A 22,548-nucleotide genomic window follows, 5' to 3' on the forward strand; every position below is an offset into this window, starting at 1 on the left:
TTTCTTAATAGACTCTCATTTCCTTTGATTTTGATACTTTTTGATGATCGTTTTGTTGTACAAAGGCTTTGATTCTATATTTACCAGGTTCTAATTCGAGTTGAAAATGGTTTTGAACTTGATACATGATTTTATCAATCGCTACTGATTCACCCTTTTTATAAATGTAGAGTGCATATTTCATTTTTTCTCCCGAACTACATATTGTTACATCAATTTCGCCTTCTTTTTCCTGATGCGTTACGATATCATCGATTTTCAAAGTTGCTGGATTATGATCGAGTAAGTATGCTGTTTCGAGCATGATGTCTTCTAATTGTGATTCTAGATATTCATATGCGGCTTGATAATTAATATTCCCCATTTGTAATCACCTCAAGTTCTTTTTGAAGTACAACATCTGAACCTGTTATACTTTGTATCATTTCGGATGCGTTTCTACTCATTTCTAAAAATACTTTTGGATGTTGAATTAAAAAATCAATATAAGCGACCATTTCATCAACATCATTTCGTGGTGCTAAAAACCCTGATACTGCTTGCTGAATAAAATTGGGGATGCCACCAATCTCATTCGAAATGGGAACTAATCCTGAACTCATTGCTTCATTAATTGATACACCTTGAGAATCATGGCGACTAGGTCCTAAATAAATGCCATTTTCTCGATGGATACTTGAGATCTCATTTTGCGGAATAAACATCTGATTCAAATTAACATTCTTCTTATTTTGAAGAGGTTTTGTAATTTCTTCAAACAGGGGTCCATCACCATAAATTGAAAACTGGAGCTTCTTAAAATATTTCTTCTTAGCTAATTGTTGTATCACTTTCACTGTTAAATCATTGGCATAGTTTTTAGCAGTAAAGGGCCGAATCGTTACAATATGAAAGCGATCCTCTTTTGTTTTTTCGTGATAAGGAAATAAATCTGCATCAATCATATTCGGTATGATTTCAAAGTTTTCAGGCTCAACACCTACAAATGGATCTACATACAATGTCTTAAACCTTTCAGAGACATAAATAAACTGTACATGCATATCTTGCCGTGTCATTAATTTTTTCAAAAAAGCTTTTTGAACTGGATAATAATGTTCTTTTTTCTGCAGTTGTGCTTTTAGTGATCCTGGTGAGGATAAGTAATTATAATAACGTGTATACCATGCCTCAGCTTCAAAGCCGTGTAACCAGACAACAACATTCGGCTTTACTTTTAAGCGTTCTACTGCGTTAAACATTTTATAATTAATAAAATGGAATAGCAGCTTTTCGTAACGGTAATATAATAGGTGATTGTATAATTGTGCCTCATCCATATACATGATTTTTACACCATCAAAGTATTCATCTCTTTTGATTTTAGTCGTAAAAATAACAACCGTTACATCGAGTCCTCGTGCTAAGTAACCTTTGACTCTTCGATGAATGAAAGCATTCGCATATATTTTATCTTTGTTTGGATATGCATTGGTTATCAGTAAATACCCCATTCTTTCACCTCGTTCTTCATCATTTCAATTTCATCTACTAATTCCGCATCATACGGACGATCAAAATGTTGATATAAATCAATGATGGCTAAAAATGCTTTCAACACATTCGGATCTTTCTCTGTCGCTCTATTTATCCTTGAAATATACCAATGCTTAACATAGTAATTAAAACGATGATTCATATATGTTGATAAATAGCCATGCTGTTTAAGAAATTTCACCTTTTCCCGCTCAACTAAATAATATTTTCTAAAAAATTGTTCAGAAATTTGATTCGTCATCGAATTGGCAATCCCTGCGTAGTAGACATGCACTGTAGCATCAACCACTTTGAGCACTTGCGCATGATGAATCACTGTTAAAAAGAACAATGAATCTTGTCCTAAAGCACCCGGCACCATTTTAATTTGATGTTTTTTTAATAAAGACTTCCTAACAATGAGCGCTTGAATACTAGCTGTCTTAAGCTTCATATCATGTAAAAATTGGTGTGTCTGTCGCGTCATATCCGCATGCACGACATGAACAAATTGTTGATAATAGTCATGTTTTTTCGTTTCAGTTTGGTCTACTTTTAACATGTTGCCAATGACAACATCGATCTCATCATTTTGTGTCATTTCCTCAAACAAACGGTCAATTCCTTCTCCAATCCATTCATTATCAGGATCTAGAAAAGTAATCAGGTCACTCTTCGCATAATCAATCCCTATGTTTCTTGGCGTCGAAGCGCTCCCTGAAGCTTCACTTAAATGAATCACTTCAATATTTTTGTACCATTGACTATACATTTCCATTAAGTTTCGTGTGTAACAATCCGTTGACCCATCATCAACAAGAATAACTTCTAATTTTGGAAATAAAGGATGACTTATGATTGAACGCAAACATTTATGCTCTAAATGCGTGCCATTGTTATGAACAGGCACGATCACACTGAGTTCAGGTTTCACAGATAGTTCTGCTTCAATTTGATTCTTGCTGTCTACAAATGTCATGTCTAATGCAAAGCCTTGTTGATTATTGTCATGCTGTTGATTAAAAACTGTTAAATAGCGGTTCTCATAACCACTCACCCATCGATATCCTTCCGTTTTTTTGGTAATAAATTGGACATCGGTATACATAAAAGCGGCTGCAAAGTCACTCAAGTATTCGGGATCATAGTTGAAATCGGATGAGAAAAACGTATAGTAATCTGTACGAATGTCGTCCGTAAAGGATACACATGTTTTCAATTCATAAGTTTGAGCTTCAAACATTTCCATTGCTTTCGTATCCGCTTCCTCGATAACTACCGTAATCTCAGGAAGATTTGAACTTTGGCTAGACAATCCGATGAATTGACTGACGTCGTCCAACCACTTCAACTGATGCGCTGTTGAAAGCATAACCTTTTGAATACCGATGGATTGTGCTCTTTTGATTAAAACGGGATCTAATCGATTAATTTTCTTCACATCTTTTGGCTCAAAAACCATCTGTATCTGTGGATAATGGGCATTCACAAAAGCGTTATAATTCGATAGCAAGAACACGCCCATGCCTTGTAACTCGAAAATTCGGTTCGCGCACATACTCTGGGAATATTTAATTGTATTCACATTAATAGCAAATGGATAGGCACGATGCATTTTCATCGTATTCATATGGCTTAACGGTGCAGCAATATAGGGTAAGAATGCTGCTGGAAACTGATACTTCTTTTTATTTGTCCATAGATTTCGATCATAAATAGTCAAATCCCAGTCATTTTGAATGACGCCTTCCAAAATCGTTTGTATATCCGCCGCACGTTCTTCATATTTATCTAGCCAAGATCCTGCAAAAACAATTTTTTTATCCGCAACATCTCGGCTGGACGCTATCGGATGATGGATTCGAGGATTGATTGGAAACTGCATCTGTTTCACCTTTGCAATGCGTAATTTTTCCTTATAAACTGACACAAACTCTTGTTCCGTCGTTATCACATATTCAAACCATTGTGCATGGGATTGAAAGATCTCAAAATTAATAGGATCCTCCTTATTAAAAAATACGATAGGAATCTCTCTATCTTGAAAATTTTTAACAAGCCTTTTCAGTTCTTTATATTTTTCACTATAAACGTTCGTATTTCCTTCCCAATAACCATCTATGCCTTTCCAAGTTGATGCAACAATGACTAAATCATAGTGTTCATCCTTATGTTTTTCATTAATGTAAATTAAATTACAAGCCCCTTTTAAAGCATCATATAAAAATGTATCTGCGACAATGCCTACATTTAAAGGCAACCTCTCTTGATTTAATAAGGTCTGTTCTGGCATGTTCACTAAGTCAAAAGATGAATTTTGATCCCCTTTCCCTACTTGATGATAGGTACGAATATAGTCAACGTAAGGTTTTAAAGCATGGGATCGATAGATTTCGTATAACCCTTTACTCTCATCTTCTTCTATAACGTCCGCAATATTTTGGAGTGCTGTGAGTTCTTCTTTTTTGAAGTCAATCTTTTCTCTCGTCATTTGGAACGGTTTAGGATTGCCAAATAATAAATATTTTATCGCTCTAAAATTCATTTGAGCCTCTCCCACCATTTAATCTGAATTTTTCCCAATTTTGAATTGCGTAACTTCAAGTATCTGTCTTTTAATGTGTTATTTTGTTCCATCAATTGCGTTATGGATTGTCGTTTTTCAATCGTATCTCCGAGCAATTTTTTTACAACATTAAGTTGTTGCTTTCTTTGAATGCACATGAGGATTTTTAAATGATTTGCGATTAAGTACCCCACATCATTGACTTGATAATCGAACGGTTCATTTTGATTCCCAAGATAAACTTGCTTCCATTTTTGATCAAAATAAGCAAGATGAATCTCATTTAAGTGTAAATCAACGTGTAAAAATAACATTAACTGTACATCATTTTTATTCACATAAAGCTCAAGCTCGCCCTGTTTCAAAGCAAGCTTAGTTGACTGTTTATATTCATATAACACTTGATATAACTTTGAGGTTGGATCATTTAATTCAAATGGCATTGTCATCGCTTCGTCTTGATAGATTGGAACTTTCTTAGACTTTAATCTTACATAAGCGCCTTCATACGATGTTCCAGAGATGAATTGTTTAAAGTTCGCTTCCATTTAACCCCTCCTCAACCTTTGTGTTAACTGTTCGATGTTGTTTTCCCATATAAAATCCGCGTCTCTTAAACTTTGCGTATTATCGATGGTTTGTTTCAATAGTTGTGGATTATTTTTCAGTTCTAAAATATAGTTAACGATTTCTTTCGATGAGGCATTTTCTTTTGAAAAGCCTACGCCGCTTTGTTGTATTAAATCACACACCGTTTCTCCTAAATTACTGACAACCGGTGTACCTGAACATATGCTATCAACAATTTTGCCAGGCATCACATTCATAAATACAGGTGTATTTTTTAAAATAGATAGTGAAACATGATGGGTTGAAATCATTGCTAAACATTCCTCTCTTTTTAACGGAGGAATAAGATGAACATAATGCATACGCTCCTGTTTGACAGCGCTTCTAAATCGGTCTGCTTTTACACCATAAACAATGGCTGTAAAATGGACTTTTTTTGCGTTAAGCTGTCGCGCAATCGAGATTAATTGTTCCACATCTTGTGCATAACCAATATTACCTGTATAGATGACTGAAAATGCCTCTAATTTATTGGTAGGTTGAACTTCACTTTTAGTAATGGCATTTGGCATATAAATAAAATGCTTGTTGTTACCAATCATATTTTTAATATAGGTCTCAAAAAAAGGATTGTTAATCACCACATCATCCGCTTGTTTATACATTTCTTTTTCTAGAAACTTTAGAATGGGCTTTGAATATTTGAGTTTAAATTTCCCAATATCTAAAAAGCTGTCAGGCCATAAATCTCTAATTTCTAGAAAATATTTCGCTGTCTTATTCTTTTTGAAAAACAGAGTGGCCCAAGCCATAAATATATTAGGACTACTAACAAATATATTTTCAAAACCTTCTAATCTTTTAAGATAATATTTTAATTTAACTGTCAACTCAAGATAGTAAAGCAAGCGATAAACTAAATTCGGATGTTGTTTATCAAATCTCATCTGGATGCGATGGATTTGTGTGCCTTCAAGTTGATTTAAAGCATTATTATCGAAATAACGCTTATTTTTAAAGATCTCTCTATTGGGATAGGATGGATCTGTTGTCACAATCATCGGATTAAATCCCTTTTTCTGAAGTTGCTCAAATATATTTTTCATCCTATTTGCTGCTGATCCAAGTTCTGGATAAAAATTTTGACTGATTAATAAAATTTTGTATTTCATACCTGCTCCTTCTGCATTGTGCTATAAAAAATCTAATAATCGGTCTTTAAATCTTTGATGTACTAAAGCCCCTAAAATTAACATCAACAATGTAAACGTCCAATAGTAAAAATGATCTGCCATTGTCCCATATAGCAAATGTGGACTTGTTAAAAAAGCACTTCTATAGACTTCTACTAAATAAGTAAAAGGATTTAATTTAGCTATTTTTTGTAAAATAGGCTGTGCAGAATTAAGACTCCAAAATATAGGTGTCATGAAAAAACCTAATCTCAATATATTTTGCAAAAGGTTTTTTGTATCTCTGACAACAATGACAAGTGAACTCATTAATAAAGAAATCCCAAAAATTGCTGGAAATGCAGCGAAAATAAAATAAAGAAATATAAAGTACTTCCAAATCGCAACATAACCATTAACAATAGAAATGACAAATAAAATCATGGTCATAAAGCACAGATTAAACAATGTATTGGTGAATGAAATCGATAATAAGACAGAGGATGGAAATTTCATTTTCGTCACTAACTCTAGATTAGATTGAATCGCATTGGCGCCTGAATTAATACTTTGAGAAATGAAGAGCCAAGGAAATAAACCAGAAATTAAATGAACGATGAAAGGCACACCATCCACTAAATGGTTTCCTCCACCTCTTAAACCTAATCCAAAGATTAAATAATACACGCCGACTTGCATCATAGGTTGTAAAATATTCCAAAACACACCGAGATAGTGGTTAGAATACTGAGATTTCATATTATATGCTGCTAATTGAAGTATTTTTTGCCAATTTCCAACTTGTTCTTTTAAAATCATAAATAATATATTCACACTTATAACCTACTATCTTTATAAAAGTCTTCACATACTTTCTATTTCATATAAATTACCGTAGTTGAAGTATTTAACTTCATTAAAAGTGTTCGGTATGACATTTTTTGTATCAAGTATCAACTTATCTTTCATTGAACTAAAGTCTTGGTCTTTAAGTATTTTAAATTCCGAATGATCACTTAAGACAATGACAAGGGATGAGCCCTCTACAGCCTTTGCGATGTCTTTTTCAACAAAGTCCAATTGAACGTGAGGATCGTACGCGACAACATCTAATCCTTCGATTGCTTTTAATAATTCATAAATATCAAATGCAGGCGATTCACGTATATCATCAACATCACCTTTATACGTTAAACCAAAAACAGTAACCTTATGACCATTCACTGTTTGTAAAATCTTTTTCACATGACCCACGACAAACTGTGGCATCGAACGATTAATTTTACGACCTGTTTGAATTAATGGAGAGTGTTCAGGATCTTTCGCAATAATAAAATAAGGATCTACTGCTAAACAGTGGCCACCTACTCCAGGTCCAGGCCAATGAATATTAACTCTTGGATGTTTGTTTGCCATTTCAATGACATCAAGTACATTAATGTTTAAATGATTGCTAATCTTTGCTAGCTCATTGGCTAATGCAATATTCAAATCACGATACGTATTCTCCATTAGCTTACTCATTTCAGCAGTACGTGCATTTGTTTCAATCATTTCTCCTTGAACAAAAGTGCGATAAACATTTTTGCCCGCTTCCACACATGCAGGTGTGACGCCCCCTATAATCCGATTATTATGTACAAGTTCTTCTAAAATTTTTCCTGGGAGGACACGTTCAGGACAATGTACTAAATATAAATCCTCACCAATCGTATAGCCTTGTTGCTCAAGAAATGGTTTGACATGGTCATCAATTGTGCGCGGTGCTATCGTTGATTCCACAATCACTGTGTTTCCAGATTTCAAATAAGGTACAATACTTTCAAGTGCACGCATCACAATTGAAATATCACATGATTCATACGTATCATCGTTGTTAGGTGTTGGAACCGCAATGATAAAAACATCCGCTTCTTCAGGCGTTTGAGATGCTTTAAAATTCCCTTTTTCCAATACAGCCTCAAATGCTTCTTGTAATCCAGGCTCTTCGATATGGATTTGTCCTTGATTTAAACTTGCTACCGCTTGAGGATTAATATCCACACCTAGCACTTCCACCCCATGTTTTGCAAACATAATAGATGTTGGTAAACCAATATAACCTAAACCAATTGTAGTTAATTTCACGCTCATACACCTTTCTTCTCTATAGTTTAATCATTCCATCACATCTAACTGATTTTTATTTAAATTATTAAATCTATATTAATCTTTAAGTAAATTCGGTCTAATTTCAATTAAAAATACAAATTTATTATTAAATTTACATTATCTTAGACTGGGCTAAAATTATTTTTAACATTCTTTACATCTCTTTAATATTTTTATAAATAGATCAATTTTTTAAGCACAAAAAAACCTCAAAAGAAATAACAATGCGTTATTCCTTCAGAGGTTTATCGTTTGCTAATAGACAAAGTGATAAAAGATTAAATATAGTGTTTGTGACAACCTTATAAATGCTAGGGTGAATGTGCGAAATTACGTTACCTTCATCATTTTTATTATGTTAAACAACAAAATATTATGACTCAGCTAAATACAATGCTTTAAAGTTGTTGACTAGCGCTTTAAAATCAGGCACATTAAGTGAAAAATAAATTTTTATTTTTGGCTCTGTCCCTGAAGGTCTTAATGCAATAAAGCCTTCATCAAATGTGTAACGAATTAAATCCGCTTGTGGCAACATGATTGCAGTCTCTTCACCTGTTGGAAGATGTGTTGTCTTTTGCGTTAAATAATCTTCTTTTGTTTTTACTTTTAATCCTACAATATGTTCACTTGTATCATTTCTAAAATGAGTCATCATGGCCTCTATTTTTTGTCTACCTTTTGGTCCTTCAAAAGACGGCGAAAGCGTTAAATCTTCATAGCGACCAATTTCTTTATAAATATCTTCGAGTACCACTTTAAATGTGAGACCCTTTTGATACAATAGCTGTTTATATTTAACGAGTAAAGGGATAAACTGAATTGCATCTTTATCTCTTGATAAATCTTTCGCTAAATAACCATGGCTCTCTTCAAACGCTAACACCAACTGCGCGTCATCATTTTGCTGTTGACGAAGTTCTAACTCTTCAGAAATATATTTAAATCCTGTCAAAACGTTCACAACTTTAATATCTAATGCTGATGCTAATACCTCACTCAAAGCGCCCGTAACGATTGATTTAACCATGTAGAACGCGTTGCCTGATGTTTGCAGCTGTTGATAACGTAATTTAAGTAATATCAAGCCAATTTCATTTCCATTAAAATAACGTGTTGAGCCGTCTTCATAGCGCTCAACAAACCCGAATCGGTCTGCATCTGGATCTGTAGCAATGATAAGTGATGCATTTTCTTGTTCTGCTAAACGCTTGCCAAATTCAAACGCAGCTTCTTCTTCAGGATTAGCACTTTTAACAGTTGGAAATCTGCCATCTGGTTCTGACTGAGTTGTCTCAATGACATAGTTATCAAATCCAAGCTCTGTGAGTATGTCTGCGGCTATGGGTAAGCTTGTCCCATGCAAACTTGTCAATACGACACGTGCATTGTTTTCTTCAATTGTGCCAACTAAATCTTTAACACCTTGCTTATACGCCTCAGTCACTTCAGTAGGCAAAGACGTAATCAATTTTTCTTTTTTCAACGAATTGAAATCTCGTGCTTCAATTTCTAATGGAGATTCAATTGCATTAATATATTGGCTCAAGTCTTCAGATGCCTTAGGTAATAATTGTCCCCCATCTGAACCATAAATTTTAATACCATTATAATGACTTGGATTATGACTTGCTGTAATCATGACACCTGCTGTTGCTTTTAACTCGCGTACAGCAAATGACAACTCCGGTGTTGATTTATAAGTATCTGCTAATACTACGCTAACACCTTCAGTTGCTAATACACGTGCAATTTCTTGAGAAAATTCATGTGATAAAAATCGTGTATCAAAGTGAATCACAACTGTTGGATGCTCATTTTTTTGTTTTAAATATTGTGCGAGTCCTAATGCCACTTTACGTATTGTAAACTTGTTTAAACGACCTGGACCGAGACCAAACGTGCTCCGAATTCCAGCGGTACCAAAAGTTAAAACATCTTCAAAGCCCGCTTCTTGTTCTTCCTTTGTTTGCTCTTCATAAAAGGGTTTAACTAAACTTTCATCAAGATGTGACATCCATTGTGCTTTCAAAAAATCCACCATCCTTATTTTGCTCTTTATCATTGGGGTGGGACAGAATCAAAACGATTTTGCAATCTCAAAATTGCAACAAGATACCACGCTTGAGGAAAGCTTTGTATAAAACAACACAACCTCCAGTCATCAACAGCGCGTGCATCGATTTTGGTACAATCATCAATAAAGATCATATGATGTCCCACTTCTTTCATTATTAACTCCATTATACACCAACACGAAGTCCTACACATGAAAAAACAATTTATTTCGAAACGGTGCATCTGAAATGATTGAAATCTTACAATCAATTGCATTACAATATATAATCATATGTTAAAAATATCTTTTTAGGAGCAATTTATTATGAATAAAGGTCTCAAATATCTGTTGTACTTACTTGCTTTAATGCTTGTAATTGTTCCTACAATTTTTGCGTTTATTCTATTTAATTCATCGAAACATGCTTTTGACGATTCATTTTCTCACACTGATGAGCGTCAATCTAAATTAAGAGATAGTAAAGTCAATGCTGCAAAGGAACCTGTTTCAATATTGTTTTTAGGTATTGATGACAGTAGTTCACGAAGAGAAAACGGACAAAGTACGGAACATTCACGTACAGATGCAATGATTTTATCCACTTTAAATCCTGATAAACATCAAATCCGTTTACTGAGTATCCCACGTGATACTTTGAGCTACATTCCAAAAGTCGGTTACTTTGACAAGATTACACATGCACATGCATATGGTGGACCAGAATCTTCAATGGATGCGGTGGAAACTGAGCTTAATGTCCCTGTTGATTATTATGTTCGTATTAATATGGATGCTTTTGCTGATACAGTTGATGAGCTTGGTGGTATTGAATATAATGTGCCATACGATCTCAATGAACCAAACACTAAAGATAAAGGTCGCATCAAGCTGAAAAAAGGCAAGCAAAAATTAAACGGCGACGAAGCACTCGCAATCACACGCACACGTAAACAAGACTCTGACTTAAAACGTGGCGAAAGACAAATGGAAGTTTTAAAAATTCTCTTCCGCAAAGCGCAAGAGACAAATTCTTTACACAAATTAGATGATATTATTGAAATTGTAGGAAAAAATTCTAAACATAACTTAAATTACTCTGAAATTCGTGCACTTGCAACAAACTATTTAGCGAATGATGTCACAATCAAATCTCAACAACTTAAAGGTGAAAATGAATTGCTTAACGGCATTTACTACATTAATCCTGACGTAGATGATTTAATTAAGACATCGAACTTATTACGGGAAGATTTAGAATTAAGACCGCTTAAAAATAAAAGCGATTTTCTGTTACAACGTGCGAAGTCCTTTTACGGTGAAATTCCACCATTAACAGAAATCGATGATCAGCTATTAAAAGGACACCAAAAATCACAAAAAGATAACACATCATCAGAACAACAAAATGGTGATAGTCAAGCATCACCGGCAAATAATCAAAATCAGCCCGCTGTTACTGAACAAGCACCAAGTCAACAGCCTGCTTTACCGCAACAGTCACAAGGGGTTCCAGACCCATCTCAAAATAACAATACATTTTATTAATAAGGAGGTGCCTATACATGCCACGCCCTACACACGACAAAATCATGCAAATCAATGGGATATTCAACATGTTAGAGCAACAAATCATTCACAGTAAAGACATGGCGCATTTTCGACAAGAGTTATTTTATGTGAATCATGCACATCGTGAAAATTATGAAGCACTCCTACTTTATTATTCAGACAGCCAGAATAACCCGGTGATCAATGGCGCGTGTTATATCGTTGCACTTCCTGAAATTTTTGATGCGATCGATGTCTTTGAATCACCCCTCCCATTTTCATGGGTTTATGATGAAAATGGTTTAACACCAGAGATGCAAAATTTGAGTGTGCCTATTCAATATCTCGTTGCTGCAGCATTAGAAGTAACCGATGTTAACATTTTCACACCTTCTGGTTATACAATGGGAATGAACAATTGGAATATTATTCAAATGCGGATTTTTTGGCAATATACCGCACTAGTACGACAAAATGCAATGTAATTTTAGCGCCTAGTGACGCGAAATATGTTCTAATAATCTCTTGCCAGCGCACAATGTGCAGATAATATAACGATTTTGACTTCATAACGATAAATACAAAAACAGGTTGACGTCTGACATGTGTGTTTAAGACATCAACCTGTTTTTTAGCATTGTGCTCACGATAGAAGTTATACAATTCGAATCCCCTATTGTTTGCACGTGTCTAAATTTAGATTATACATTTTACTTCATACTTAGTCTATTCAAAATCATTTATGATAAAATCGATATCATATTGATAAGAAAGGGGTACAGCGATGATTAAAAAAGTAGAAACAGAACATGAATATGAAGATGTATTGGACATCAGAAAGGTCGTTTTTGTAGAAGAACAAGGGGTGTCACTTGAAGAAGAAATTGATGAATTTGAAACAACCGCACAATATATGATTGCCTATAACGATGACCATCAACCTATCGCAACTGCACGCTTTCGAGATGTGAATGGCATTGCAAAAATTGAACGTGTCGCAGTTTTGAAAAATGAAAGAGGTCAAGGGACGGGTAAGGCATTAATGCGCGCGCTCGAGCAAGAAGCGCAACGCCAAGGTTTTCATCATTTCAAATTAGGTGCCCAAACACATGCGATTCCCTTTTATGAATCATTAGGCTATCAAGCATATGGCGATCAGTTTTTAGATGCAGGTATCCCGCATTATTACATGGAGAAGTATCTTTAATTACGAAAGCGTTTAATAGGGCATCATAATAAAACGGGTTACTTTCACTTTATATATTACTTTATTTGAAATATTCTATAATTTCTAATTATGCATGAACTACATAAAATAACGGGGACAATTATTAAAGTTAAATTACAATCAAGTTAAAATGCACAATTCCTGTATCTTTAATTCTATAATGGCATTAATCAACTTTATATTAACTTATCTAAAAGGAGTAATGAAATGGTTAAAAAATTAGGTTATAAAACGCCCACTATCATTGCATTGACATTAGCGGGGTCTGCATTAACTGCGCATGAAGCACATGCAGCTGAACAAACAAAAGCGCAAGAAACACCAACAAATATATTAGACGAGCATCAACAAGTTCAGCAAGCCAATCAGGCCAAGAACGAAACGAAAGCTCCTACGATTTCTGGAACACAAGCGTATAAAGATCCAAATCAAGTTGAAATTGAAAAACCGACACAACCAAAAGCAGACTCAAGTCTTTTAGAACAACCTTCTGCTTCTTCATCAGCTACGCAACAAGCTACTGAACAAGAAGCAACTTCTCAAAATGACCATGCACAAGCAGACGTAGCTGAACAACCTGTTGCATCACCTTATACTGCTGAAGAAATCGATCCACATCACGAAGCTGAAGTATCAACTGAAGCTTATCATGCTGCACAAGATCAAAAAACAGATGCACAACAAGAGACACCACAAGATGTCACAAAGTCACAGCAATCCCCTTCTGATGCATTACCGAAAAATGATTCACAAAATGTCACTGTACGACAACAAAGTAATCAAGCGTCAACTGAGCAACCAACAACTCATACGCAACAACCAACTAACAACACGCAACCAACGGCTAAAACAGTACAATCAAATACAACAGCTTTTTCCGCACAAGAGAGAACTACTGCTACATCTAATCAAGAGAAAAATTTAGCACGTGTCGTTGCACGTTCAGCAGAAAAAACACCAACTGTAAAACAACAATCTACACCAACAAATGAAAAAGTAGATATCAATGCTAATCCAAATGGACCCACACCGCCTCGCGTTGGAGGTAAAGGTGGGCCTGCAACAGTTAAACTTGAACCTACAAACTATTCAGTTCGTTCAGTAGCCACTACACCTAAAGCATATCAACCACAAGTCAAATCACAAATTAACAACTACATACGAAAACAAAAATTTACAGTTCCTAAATATGAAGAAGACTATTCAAGCTTTATTCCACGCTATGGTTATCGCTACGGTGTTGGAAGACCTGAAGGCATCGTAGTTCATGATACAGCTAACGATAATTCAACAATTACAAGTGAAATACAATATATGAAAAATAATTATCAAAATGCTTTTGTTCATGGATTTATCGATGGTAACCGCATTATTGAAACGCAACCAACTGATTATTTAGCTTGGGGTGCTGGCCCTATTGCGAACCAACGTTTTATTCATATTGAACTTGTTCATGTGCATGACTATAATTCCTTTGCACGTCAAATGAACAACTTTGCTGATTACGCAGCAACTAACTTACAATACTATGGTTTAAAACCTGATAGTGCAGAATATGACGGTAAAGGGACAGTTTGGACACATGACGCTGTTTCTAGATATTTAGGTGGTACAGACCACGTAGACCCACACGGCTATTTAAGAGCACATGGTTATTCTTATGATGAATTGTATGATCTTATAAATGAAAAATACCAAGTGAAAATGGGCTATGCTTCCCCTGCTGGTAGCACTTCTGGTCAAACATCAAAACCTAAACCACAAAATAACAATTTAAAAGTGACTGACAATACAGGTTATAGCCGTATCTCATCTAAAAACAACGGTTTATACAAAACAGTGTATGATCAATCTGGTGTACGTACAAATCAAACAAATGTAACATTAAAAGTCACTAAAAAAGCAACACTAAATGGTCAATCATTTTATCTTGTATCCACTTCGAAAAACAATGGTTTACTCGGATGGGTACGTAGCAATGATGTCACTTATCAAAGTGCACAACCTGAAAAGAATGTGAAGCAATCATACCAAGTTAAACCAGGTACAACTGTTTATGAAGTGCCTTGGGGTACAAAAGCGCAAGCCACAGGTACAATTAGCGGTAGCAAAAACCAAGCTTTCAAAGCAACAAAAGAACAGAAAGTCGCAAATACAAATTGGCTCTATGGTACAGTTAACAATTTAACAGGTTGGATTGATGCAAGTAACGTTGTAAAAACACCATCTTCATCAACAACTGCACCTTCTTCACCATTAAAAGTGACGAGTGACTCAGGTTTTGGTCGTATTAATAATAAAAATAACGGCTTATATAAAACCGTATACGATGCGAAAGGCCAACCTACATCAGCAACAAATCAAACTTTAAGTGTTCAGAAAAAAGCAACGCTCAATGGAAAATCATTCTATCTTGTATCTGACTATGCAACGGGCACTTATGTTGGATGGGTTCAACAAAAAGATGTTGACTATCGTGCAGGTCAAGCGGCTAAAAACGTGAAGCAAAACTACACAATCAAACCAGGCGCTACACTTTACAAAGTCCCTTGGGGCACTAGCGCACAAGTGGCTGGTAAAGTCGCTGGTAAGAGCGCACAAAACTTTGCTGCAACAAAATCACAAAAAGTTGGAAACTTAACTTTCGTTTATGGCACTGTTAATCAATTATCTGGATGGATCGACCAATCATTATTAACACAACCACAAGAAAAAGCAGCTAAAAAAGCCACACAAAGTGTATCTCAAATTGGTCAATTAAAATCATCAACTGAAGGAATAAGAGCTTCAATCTATGATAAAACAGCTAAAAATGCTGCCCAATTCACTGATCGTACTTACAAAATTGCTAAGACAGCGTCTAACCAAAATCGCAATTACGTTTTATTACAAAACGCTGACGGTCGCACACCATTAGGTTGGTTTAACGCAAATGACGTGATTCTACGTTCTCTTGGTGCTGAAAAACCAATGCATGGTCAATATAAAGTTAATGACAAAACAGCTGGATTATATTCGATCCCATGGGGTACGGCGAAACAACGTATCGATGCCCTATCTAGCACCGTAAAAAATCGTACTTTTAGTGCCGTTAAATCTGTTGTTGCAGGCCCAGACACTTATTTATTCGGTCAAGTGAACCATAAAATGGGCTGGATTAATCTTAAAGATTTAAAACCTGTTGCTTCTGCTTACACAGTTAAGTCGACTTCAGCAACTAAAGCCACAAAATTAAGCCAACCTCAAGATTACTTTGTTTATAGCGGAAATGGCTATTACTATGCGAAACCAAATGCGAAAGTATTAGGCTCTTTAAATGCGTATTATGAAACATTATTTAAAGTGACAAGTACACAAAAGGTAAATGGTGTGACATGGCTTTACGGTACTTTCGAGAATGGTACACAAGGTTGGATTAAATCTGGTGACTTACGCTCATTACTTGTTAAATATTACAATGCTAACGCTTCTTTAAAAGAAGCCGTTAATAAACAAATGGCATTGTCATACAAACCACAAGTTCAACATGTACCAGGTAAATGGGAAGATGCAAACCGTCAAGAAGTGCAAGCGGCAATGGATACACAAAACATTAAAAACAGCGCTTCAGGCATTTATCAATTCTTAAAACTCGATCAATATCAAGGCTTAAGTGCAGATGCATTGAACCGATTACTCGCAGGTAAAGGTATCTTAGCTGGCCAAGGTGCTGCGTTTGCAGAAGCGGCAAAAGCAAATAATATTAATGAAATTTACTTGATTTCACACGCATTTTTAGAAACTGGAAACGGTACGTCTAAATTAGCAAATGGTGGATACGTAGATAAAAACAATAAAGTGATCACTAACGGTCCTAAAAAATACTACAATATGTTTGGTATCGGGGCAGTTGACACTGACGCCATTCGCGGTGGCTTTAAAACAGCTGAAAAATATGGCTGGGATACTGTTAAAAAAGCAATCGTCGGCGGCGCTAAATTTATTGGTCAAAATTACATCCACGCAGGTCAAAACACGTTATACCGCATGCGTTGGAATCCACAAAACCCAGCGACACATCAATATGCAACAGATATCGCATGGGCAGACTTTAACGCAAAACGTATGAAACAATTCTATGATCAAATTGGTGAAGTTGGTAAATACTTCGATATCGATTTATATCGTCAAAGTAAATAAAATTGCTTATATTAAAAGCCTCAAAGGTGGGTTCCTCACTTTTGGGGCTTGCTTTTTTGTATTAAAAATAGGACCGGTGTTTAAATCAGCGGTCCTATTTAACACTTATAATATTTACTTTAGATATTCAAATTTGTATTGGTCGTTATTTATCGTCTTGATTATCTTTCATTTCTTGATCTAATTCTTTCACGAGACGTTGGATACCTGGATGTTCTAAATGAATACCATCATAAGCAAAGTAATCCGTATGGCCTACGCCGACTTTATTCCAATCCACTAATGTGACATGCTTATGTTTATTAGCGACTTTTTTCATTAACTGATTGACATGATCTTTATAGTCACGTGGCACTGTCGTATTAATTAGGTAAACATTCGCTTTATCAAAATCTTTCACGATTTCTTCTAACTGCGCCTCATTGAAATCTCCATTTGTACCAATTTGAATCACGACTGGTTGCCCTGCTTTATTGTAATCTGTATATTTCTTAGCAACATTGAGGGCAACACCCATAGAACGTCCGACTTCTGCGTCAATGGTTGGTTTTTGATAATGATCATCTAAATAATAGCCCATCCCTACTGTTAATGAATCCCCAATAAATAGAGGTGACTCTTTTTTAGGATCAAAAGATTTTTCATCAGTTGTTTTGTTTTGTTTTTCAGGCTCGGGCTTTTTAGGTTTTTCAGTCGTTTTATGATTTGTCTTATAAGCCGTTGCTTTTTGCTCTTGTTTTGCATAACCATCAAAATGTCCAGTCAACACAAATGCAGTTAACACAATAGCAGCTAAAACAAGTGGTGTACGAATGATTGAAATCACAGGTTTCTCTTTAAGGAAGAACGTTCTAAAACCATGTCTTCTGAAAGGTGTTTCCACAAATCGATAAGAAATTTCTGCCATAACAAACGTTAATACGACATCAATAATATACATGTAAAATGGATATTGTCCCGCTACAAAGTGATGGTGTACAAATGTAACGATGACAAAATGCCATAAGTATAAACTATACGATCTTTTACCAATATATAAGAAAAGTGGGTTACCCATAAATCTAGAAAGTAAGCCCGACGGTTGCACTACACTTGCAATAATAACTAAAGTCATTAATGAAATGGCGTAAAAGCCACCGCTATACAAAAAGTACTGTTGCTCGTTGACAGCATAGAATAACCATAACAAAACACCTAATGCGATAATACCAAAAATATCAATCAGATTTCTCCCAAGTTGTGGCGGCTTGGATTTCAATTTAAATGCTGGCCACACAAATGCAAATATAACACCTAATAATAGTGTTTGTAATCGAGTATCTGTTCCAAAATATGTACGTGAGTTATTCGCACCTGGTGCGGATAAATAAAACATTAATGCTGCTGAAGCGATAGAAATGATAGCGAATACGACAACGACCCATTTTTTTCGTCTAAATAATTTAAAAAATAACATTAAAATCATAGGATAAAAGATATAAAATTGCTCTTCTACAGCTAAAGACCATAAATGCTTAAGTGGCATAGGTTTAAATTGATCAAAATAATCAACATCTTGGAAAATATACCACCAATTTGAGATGTAGAGTAAAGCTGCTATCGCATCACCTTTAATTGATTCTAAAAGCTTAGGGTCAAATGCTAAGACGTAGAGTACTGTAAATAAAGTAACAAATAACATTGCGGGAATTAAACGCTTAAACCGTTTAATCCAAAAATTCACTAAATTGATTTCACCGTAATTTTCATATTCAAATAGTAGTAATGATGTAATTAAATAACCTGAAATTACAAAAAACGTATCTACACCTAAAAAACCACCAGAAAGCCATTGAGAATTAAGATGATAAATGATAATCCCTATAACTGAAATCGCACGCAAACCATCTAAACCCGGCAAATATCGTGGAGGATGCTTCAATCGTTTCATTCCAGTAAAATTATTATGAGACATAGCTGATTTCTCCTATTCCAATTTTTTAAGGAACGATTTATAGATATACGCCCTTCAATTTACCACAAAAATAGTAGAATTTAAACCGTGAGTCGATGAGGTTTTGCAAAATAAAATAATCTTATGCTTCAAAGTTCTTTTTTATTTTTGTTTGGGCATTGTATAAAATAAGTATGCTATTAATTTATCATATATACATTTTCATTGCATTTTTGAAGGTATTTATAATACATTAACTATGAGATTGTTAAAAGGAGTCACCTATTTATGACAACTGTAAAAAAAAGAGATGCATTTTTTGATAATGCACGTGCTGGTTTAATATTTCTTGTCGTTTTAGGACATTTAATTAGGCCTTATGTTGATACTCATATTGCGATTAATGCATTATATTTGCTTATTTATAGTTTTCACATGCCCGCCTTTCTATTCATCTCTGGCTATTTCGCCAATAATGTGGGTAAATCTGGTTACATAGAAAAAGTAGGCAAAAAATTGTTAGGTCCATATCTCATCTTTTTTGCGTTCTTTTCAATTTATTATTTTATTACAGGAAAAAATAGTGAGTTAGACTTAGATCCATTTGAACCTGTTTTTGCACTATGGTTTTTATTAACACTGTTTTTCTTTAACGTCATTATCGTTATTGTCCGGCAGTTTAAACCTAATTACGTTTTACCTATCGCCATCATTGTAGCACTATTAGCAGGTTTTTCTTCAAATGTAGGAGACTATTTAAGTTGGTCACGTACACTCGTATTTTTCCCTATATTTTATGTTGGGTATTTATTAAACATTGAATTTAGTCATTTCGTTAAGATGAAACGTTTTATCCCTATCTCTATTTTAGTTTTAGTAGGCTTTTTTGTAATTTATATCGTTCATCCTATTGATGCGGACTGGTTATTAGCAAGTACACCATATAAACACGTGGACGGCATGCATTTACTGATGAGTCCGCTTAAAAGATTATCTTTATACGGTATTATCTTTGTCACGATGTTCTCTTTCTTTAATTTAGTTCCAAGACACCATCATTGGTATACTTATATAGGGTCAAGAACGATGTATGTTTATTTATTACATGGCTTATTTATCGGTGTCATTCGTGGCCACCAATTTTATCCTTTTATTGATACACCAATTTTAGGATTACTTTACAATATAGTACTTTCATGCTTCATCGTTTGGTTATGGTCGAGTGATTTTGTGGCGAAATGGACTAATCCTATGATTAATTTGCAACGACCATCAAAGTTTAAACCTTATTTTTAGAGAAGATACCATTTAGAACATGATCATGTGTACGTATCGTTGACTATCATTTTAGATAGCTTCTCATGCGTACACATGTTATTCTAAATGTTAACTTCTCTTTTTTTAGGACGTGATTTAAAAATGAAATTAGAACTCAATACATATGCAAAATATTTAAGAGCACCGAGTATCCGACAATTTTCGAGTCGAATTAATCAGTTGGATGATGTCATCAACCTTACAGTTGGCCAACCTGATTTTAATATGCCCGATATTGTTAAAAAGGCATATCAAACAGCCATTGAAAATAATCAGACGACTTATTCACATAATAAGGGACGATTGGATACACGTGAAGCAGTCTCTCAATACTACCAAACACGTTTCAATATCCATTATGCCCCTGAAGAAATCATTATTACTAATGGCGCTTCCGAAGCATTAGATACTGTACTGCGTTGTATCATCAATCCAGGTGATGAAATTTTACTTCCAGGACCTGTTTATGCTGGCTATATTCCTTTAATTCAGACGCTCGGTGGTACACCTATATTTATGGATACGCGTCAAAGCGGTTTTAAGGTGACACCAGAACTCATCAAACAACATATCACGCCAAAGACACGTGCGATACTGCTCAATTACCCATCTAATCCTACTGGCGCTATACTTTCTGAAGCAGAAGTGACAGCACTCGTCGACACTTTGAAAACATTGTCGATTTTTATTATTAGTGATGAAATCTATGCAGAAAATACATTTCACGCTACACATACGTCGTTTGCACGATACGAATCCATCCGAGACCAGTTACTATTGATTAATGGTTTAAGCAAGTCACATTCAGCTACAGGCATCCGTATTGGCTTTTTATCTGGTCCTCAATACTTAATAGATCGCTTAACATTTATGCATGCTTATAATTGTATTTGTGCCAATGTTCCGGCTCAAATGGCTACGATTGCTGCTTTAACTGAGGCTACAGATGCCCCTCAAACGATGAATGCTGCTTATGTAAAGCGACGTGATTTCTTGATTAAAGCATTAACAGATATGGGCTTTGAATTAGAAGGGCAACCTGAAGGGGCGTTTTACATCTTTCCTAACATTCAAAACTATACCGATGATGACTTTGCCTTTTGTGTCGATGTTTTAGAAACCGTTGGCGTCGCTATGGTTCCTGGATCTTCTTTTACGGATTATGGAAAAGGTTATGTCCGTATTTCATATGCCTATGATATGAAGTCATTAGAAGAAGGTATGGCGCGCTTAAGACAATACCTACAAAGCAAATATGCAGACCGTTTAATCAACTCATAATCACCATTATCGACATATCATTAAAATATTGAATAAGCTTGTTTACTTATAAATACTTTATTCACTAAAAATCAGAGCGATTTAAGAATAATTAAAAATGCTCGTTTATCCTCCTCTTTACGACCTAAAAAAAGCCGATGGACCCATTGATTACAAAAAGTCCATCGGTTTTTATTTTTGATCGCTTTTCCTTCTTTTCAACTTATGGGAATTTAGGGAATTGATCGAAATCAGGATCACGTTTTTCTTTAAACGCGTCTCGGCCTTCTTTTGCTTCATCTGTTGTGTAATACAAGAGTGTTGCGTCACCTGCAAATTGTTGTAACCCAGCTAAACCATCTGTATCTGCATTCATTGCTGCTTTCAAGAATCGTAAAGCTGTTGGAGAATGACGCATGATTTCTTTACACCATTTCACTGTTTCATCTTCAACATCTGCCAAAGGAACGACTGTATTCGCCATACCCATGTCAAGTGCTTGTTGTGCATCGTACTGACGACATAAATACCAAATTTCACGTGCTTTTTTGTGTCCTACGATACGTGCAAGGTAGCCTGAACCATAACCTGCGTCAAATGAACCCACTTTTGGTCCTGTTTGTCCAAAACGTGCATTATCTGCAGCAATTGTTAAATCACATACGACTTGAAGAACGTTTCCTCCACCGATAGCATAACCTTTAACCATCGCAATAACCGGTTTTGGAATGACACGAATTAAACGTTGTAAATCTAATACATTCAAACGTGGGATTTGGTCATCTCCAACGTAGCCCCCATGACCGCGTACTTTTTGATCTCCACCTGAACAAAACGCTTTGTCGCCTTCTCCAGTTAAAATGATGACACCTACACGCTCGTCATCACGCGCACATGTGAAAGCATCAATCATTTCTTGTACAGTATTAGGTGTAAATGCATTATGTACATGCGGACGGTTAATTGTGACTTTTGCAATCCCTTCAAAAAATTCGTATTTTATTTCTTTATACTCTTTTAATGTTTCCCATTGTCTTTCCATGGTTGGCC

Annotated in this window: 16 protein-coding genes; 6 read left to right on the top strand and 10 right to left on the bottom strand. The window is 35.2% G+C overall.

The window, feature by feature from the left end; genetic code table 11:
• Positions 1 to 4: 4 nt before the first annotated feature.
• The 8 genes from C1H58_RS06455 to C1H58_RS06490 all read right to left on the bottom strand — a co-directional run bounded on the left by C1H58_RS06455 (position 5) and on the right by C1H58_RS06490 (position 10,018).
• A complete protein-coding gene (locus C1H58_RS06455) occupies positions 5 to 364 on the bottom strand; it encodes a hypothetical protein (RefSeq protein ID WP_165545697.1) in 360 nt (119 codons plus the stop codon).
• Positions 351 to 1,493, bottom strand: a complete 1,143-nt coding sequence (locus C1H58_RS06460; RefSeq protein WP_165545698.1) for a glycosyltransferase family 4 protein — start codon at positions 1,491 to 1,493, stop codon at positions 351 to 353. The genes C1H58_RS06455 and C1H58_RS06460 overlap by 14 nt, the downstream gene beginning before the upstream one ends.
• Positions 1,478 to 4,060, bottom strand: coding sequence for a glycosyltransferase (locus C1H58_RS06465; protein ID WP_165545699.1), 2,583 nt, complete (start codon positions 4,058 to 4,060; stop codon positions 1,478 to 1,480). Before C1H58_RS06465 ends, C1H58_RS06460 begins: the two co-directional genes overlap by 16 nt.
• Positions 4,057 to 4,629, bottom strand: coding sequence for a hypothetical protein (locus tag C1H58_RS06470; protein WP_050345845.1), 573 nt, complete (start codon positions 4,627 to 4,629; stop codon positions 4,057 to 4,059). The genes C1H58_RS06465 and C1H58_RS06470 overlap by 4 nt, the downstream gene beginning before the upstream one ends.
• Positions 4,630 to 5,823 carry a glycosyltransferase family 4 protein gene (locus tag C1H58_RS06475; protein WP_060830124.1) on the bottom strand — a complete coding sequence of 398 codons (1,194 nt, stop codon included), beginning with the start codon at positions 5,821 to 5,823 and terminating at the stop codon, positions 4,630 to 4,632.
• A 21-nt stretch (positions 5,824 to 5,844) separates the two neighbouring features.
• On the bottom strand, positions 5,845 to 6,657 hold the full coding sequence (locus tag C1H58_RS06480; RefSeq protein WP_050331402.1) for an ABC transporter permease: 813 nt from the start codon (positions 6,655 to 6,657) through the stop codon (positions 5,845 to 5,847).
• Between the two features lie 30 nt (positions 6,658 to 6,687).
• Positions 6,688 to 7,950: a nucleotide sugar dehydrogenase gene (locus tag C1H58_RS06485; protein WP_050345847.1), complete on the bottom strand. Its 1,263-nt coding sequence runs from the start codon at positions 7,948 to 7,950 to the stop codon at positions 6,688 to 6,690.
• 397 nt (positions 7,951 to 8,347) lie between these two features.
• Entirely contained in the window at positions 8,348 to 10,018 is a 1,671-nt protein-coding gene (locus C1H58_RS06490; protein ID WP_165545700.1) for a phospho-sugar mutase, read from the bottom strand.
• 339 nt (positions 10,019 to 10,357) lie between these two features.
• On the opposite strand from C1H58_RS06490, the gene C1H58_RS06495 reads away from it, so the two are divergent.
• The 4 genes from C1H58_RS06495 to C1H58_RS06510 all read left to right on the top strand — a co-directional run bounded on the left by C1H58_RS06495 (position 10,358) and on the right by C1H58_RS06510 (position 16,988).
• Entirely contained in the window at positions 10,358 to 11,578 is a 1,221-nt protein-coding gene (locus tag C1H58_RS06495; RefSeq protein WP_165545701.1) for an LCP family glycopolymer transferase, read from the top strand.
• 17 nt (positions 11,579 to 11,595) lie between these two features.
• Positions 11,596 to 12,066, top strand: coding sequence for a DUF2538 family protein (locus tag C1H58_RS06500; protein WP_050331405.1), 471 nt, complete (start codon positions 11,596 to 11,598; stop codon positions 12,064 to 12,066).
• Positions 12,067 to 12,365: 299 nt separating this feature from the next.
• On the top strand, positions 12,366 to 12,788 hold the full coding sequence (locus tag C1H58_RS06505) for a GNAT family N-acetyltransferase (protein WP_165545702.1): 423 nt from the start codon (positions 12,366 to 12,368) through the stop codon (positions 12,786 to 12,788).
• Between the two features lie 228 nt (positions 12,789 to 13,016).
• Positions 13,017 to 16,988: a GW dipeptide domain-containing protein gene (locus tag C1H58_RS06510; RefSeq protein ID WP_165545703.1), complete on the top strand. Its 3,972-nt coding sequence runs from the start codon at positions 13,017 to 13,019 to the stop codon at positions 16,986 to 16,988.
• A gap of 145 nt (positions 16,989 to 17,133) precedes the next feature.
• Here the strand turns inward: C1H58_RS06510 and C1H58_RS06515 are convergent, their stop codons facing one another.
• Positions 17,134 to 18,942, bottom strand: coding sequence for an acyltransferase family protein (locus C1H58_RS06515; RefSeq protein WP_165545704.1), 1,809 nt, complete (start codon positions 18,940 to 18,942; stop codon positions 17,134 to 17,136).
• A gap of 267 nt (positions 18,943 to 19,209) precedes the next feature.
• On the opposite strand from C1H58_RS06515, the gene C1H58_RS06520 reads away from it, so the two are divergent.
• Together C1H58_RS06520 and C1H58_RS06525 are read left to right on the top strand one after the other, a co-directional pair.
• Positions 19,210 to 20,217 (top strand): acyltransferase family protein, encoded by a 1,008-nt coding sequence (locus C1H58_RS06520; RefSeq protein ID WP_165545705.1) that lies wholly within the window; start codon positions 19,210 to 19,212, stop codon positions 20,215 to 20,217.
• A 123-nt stretch (positions 20,218 to 20,340) separates the two neighbouring features.
• Positions 20,341 to 21,519 (top strand): aminotransferase class I/II-fold pyridoxal phosphate-dependent enzyme, encoded by a 1,179-nt coding sequence (locus C1H58_RS06525; protein WP_165545706.1) that lies wholly within the window; start codon positions 20,341 to 20,343, stop codon positions 21,517 to 21,519.
• A 202-nt stretch (positions 21,520 to 21,721) separates the two neighbouring features.
• Here C1H58_RS06525 and menB read toward each other — a convergent pair whose 3' ends face one another.
• Positions 21,722 to 22,540: a 1,4-dihydroxy-2-naphthoyl-CoA synthase gene (menB, locus tag C1H58_RS06530; protein ID WP_165545707.1), complete on the bottom strand. Its 819-nt coding sequence runs from the start codon at positions 22,538 to 22,540 to the stop codon at positions 21,722 to 21,724.
• Positions 22,541 to 22,548: the final 8 nt, after the last annotated feature.

It is taken from the genome of Staphylococcus sp. 191 (assembly GCF_011174885.1).
GTDB lineage: Bacteria > Bacillota > Bacilli > Staphylococcales > Staphylococcaceae > Staphylococcus > Staphylococcus coagulans.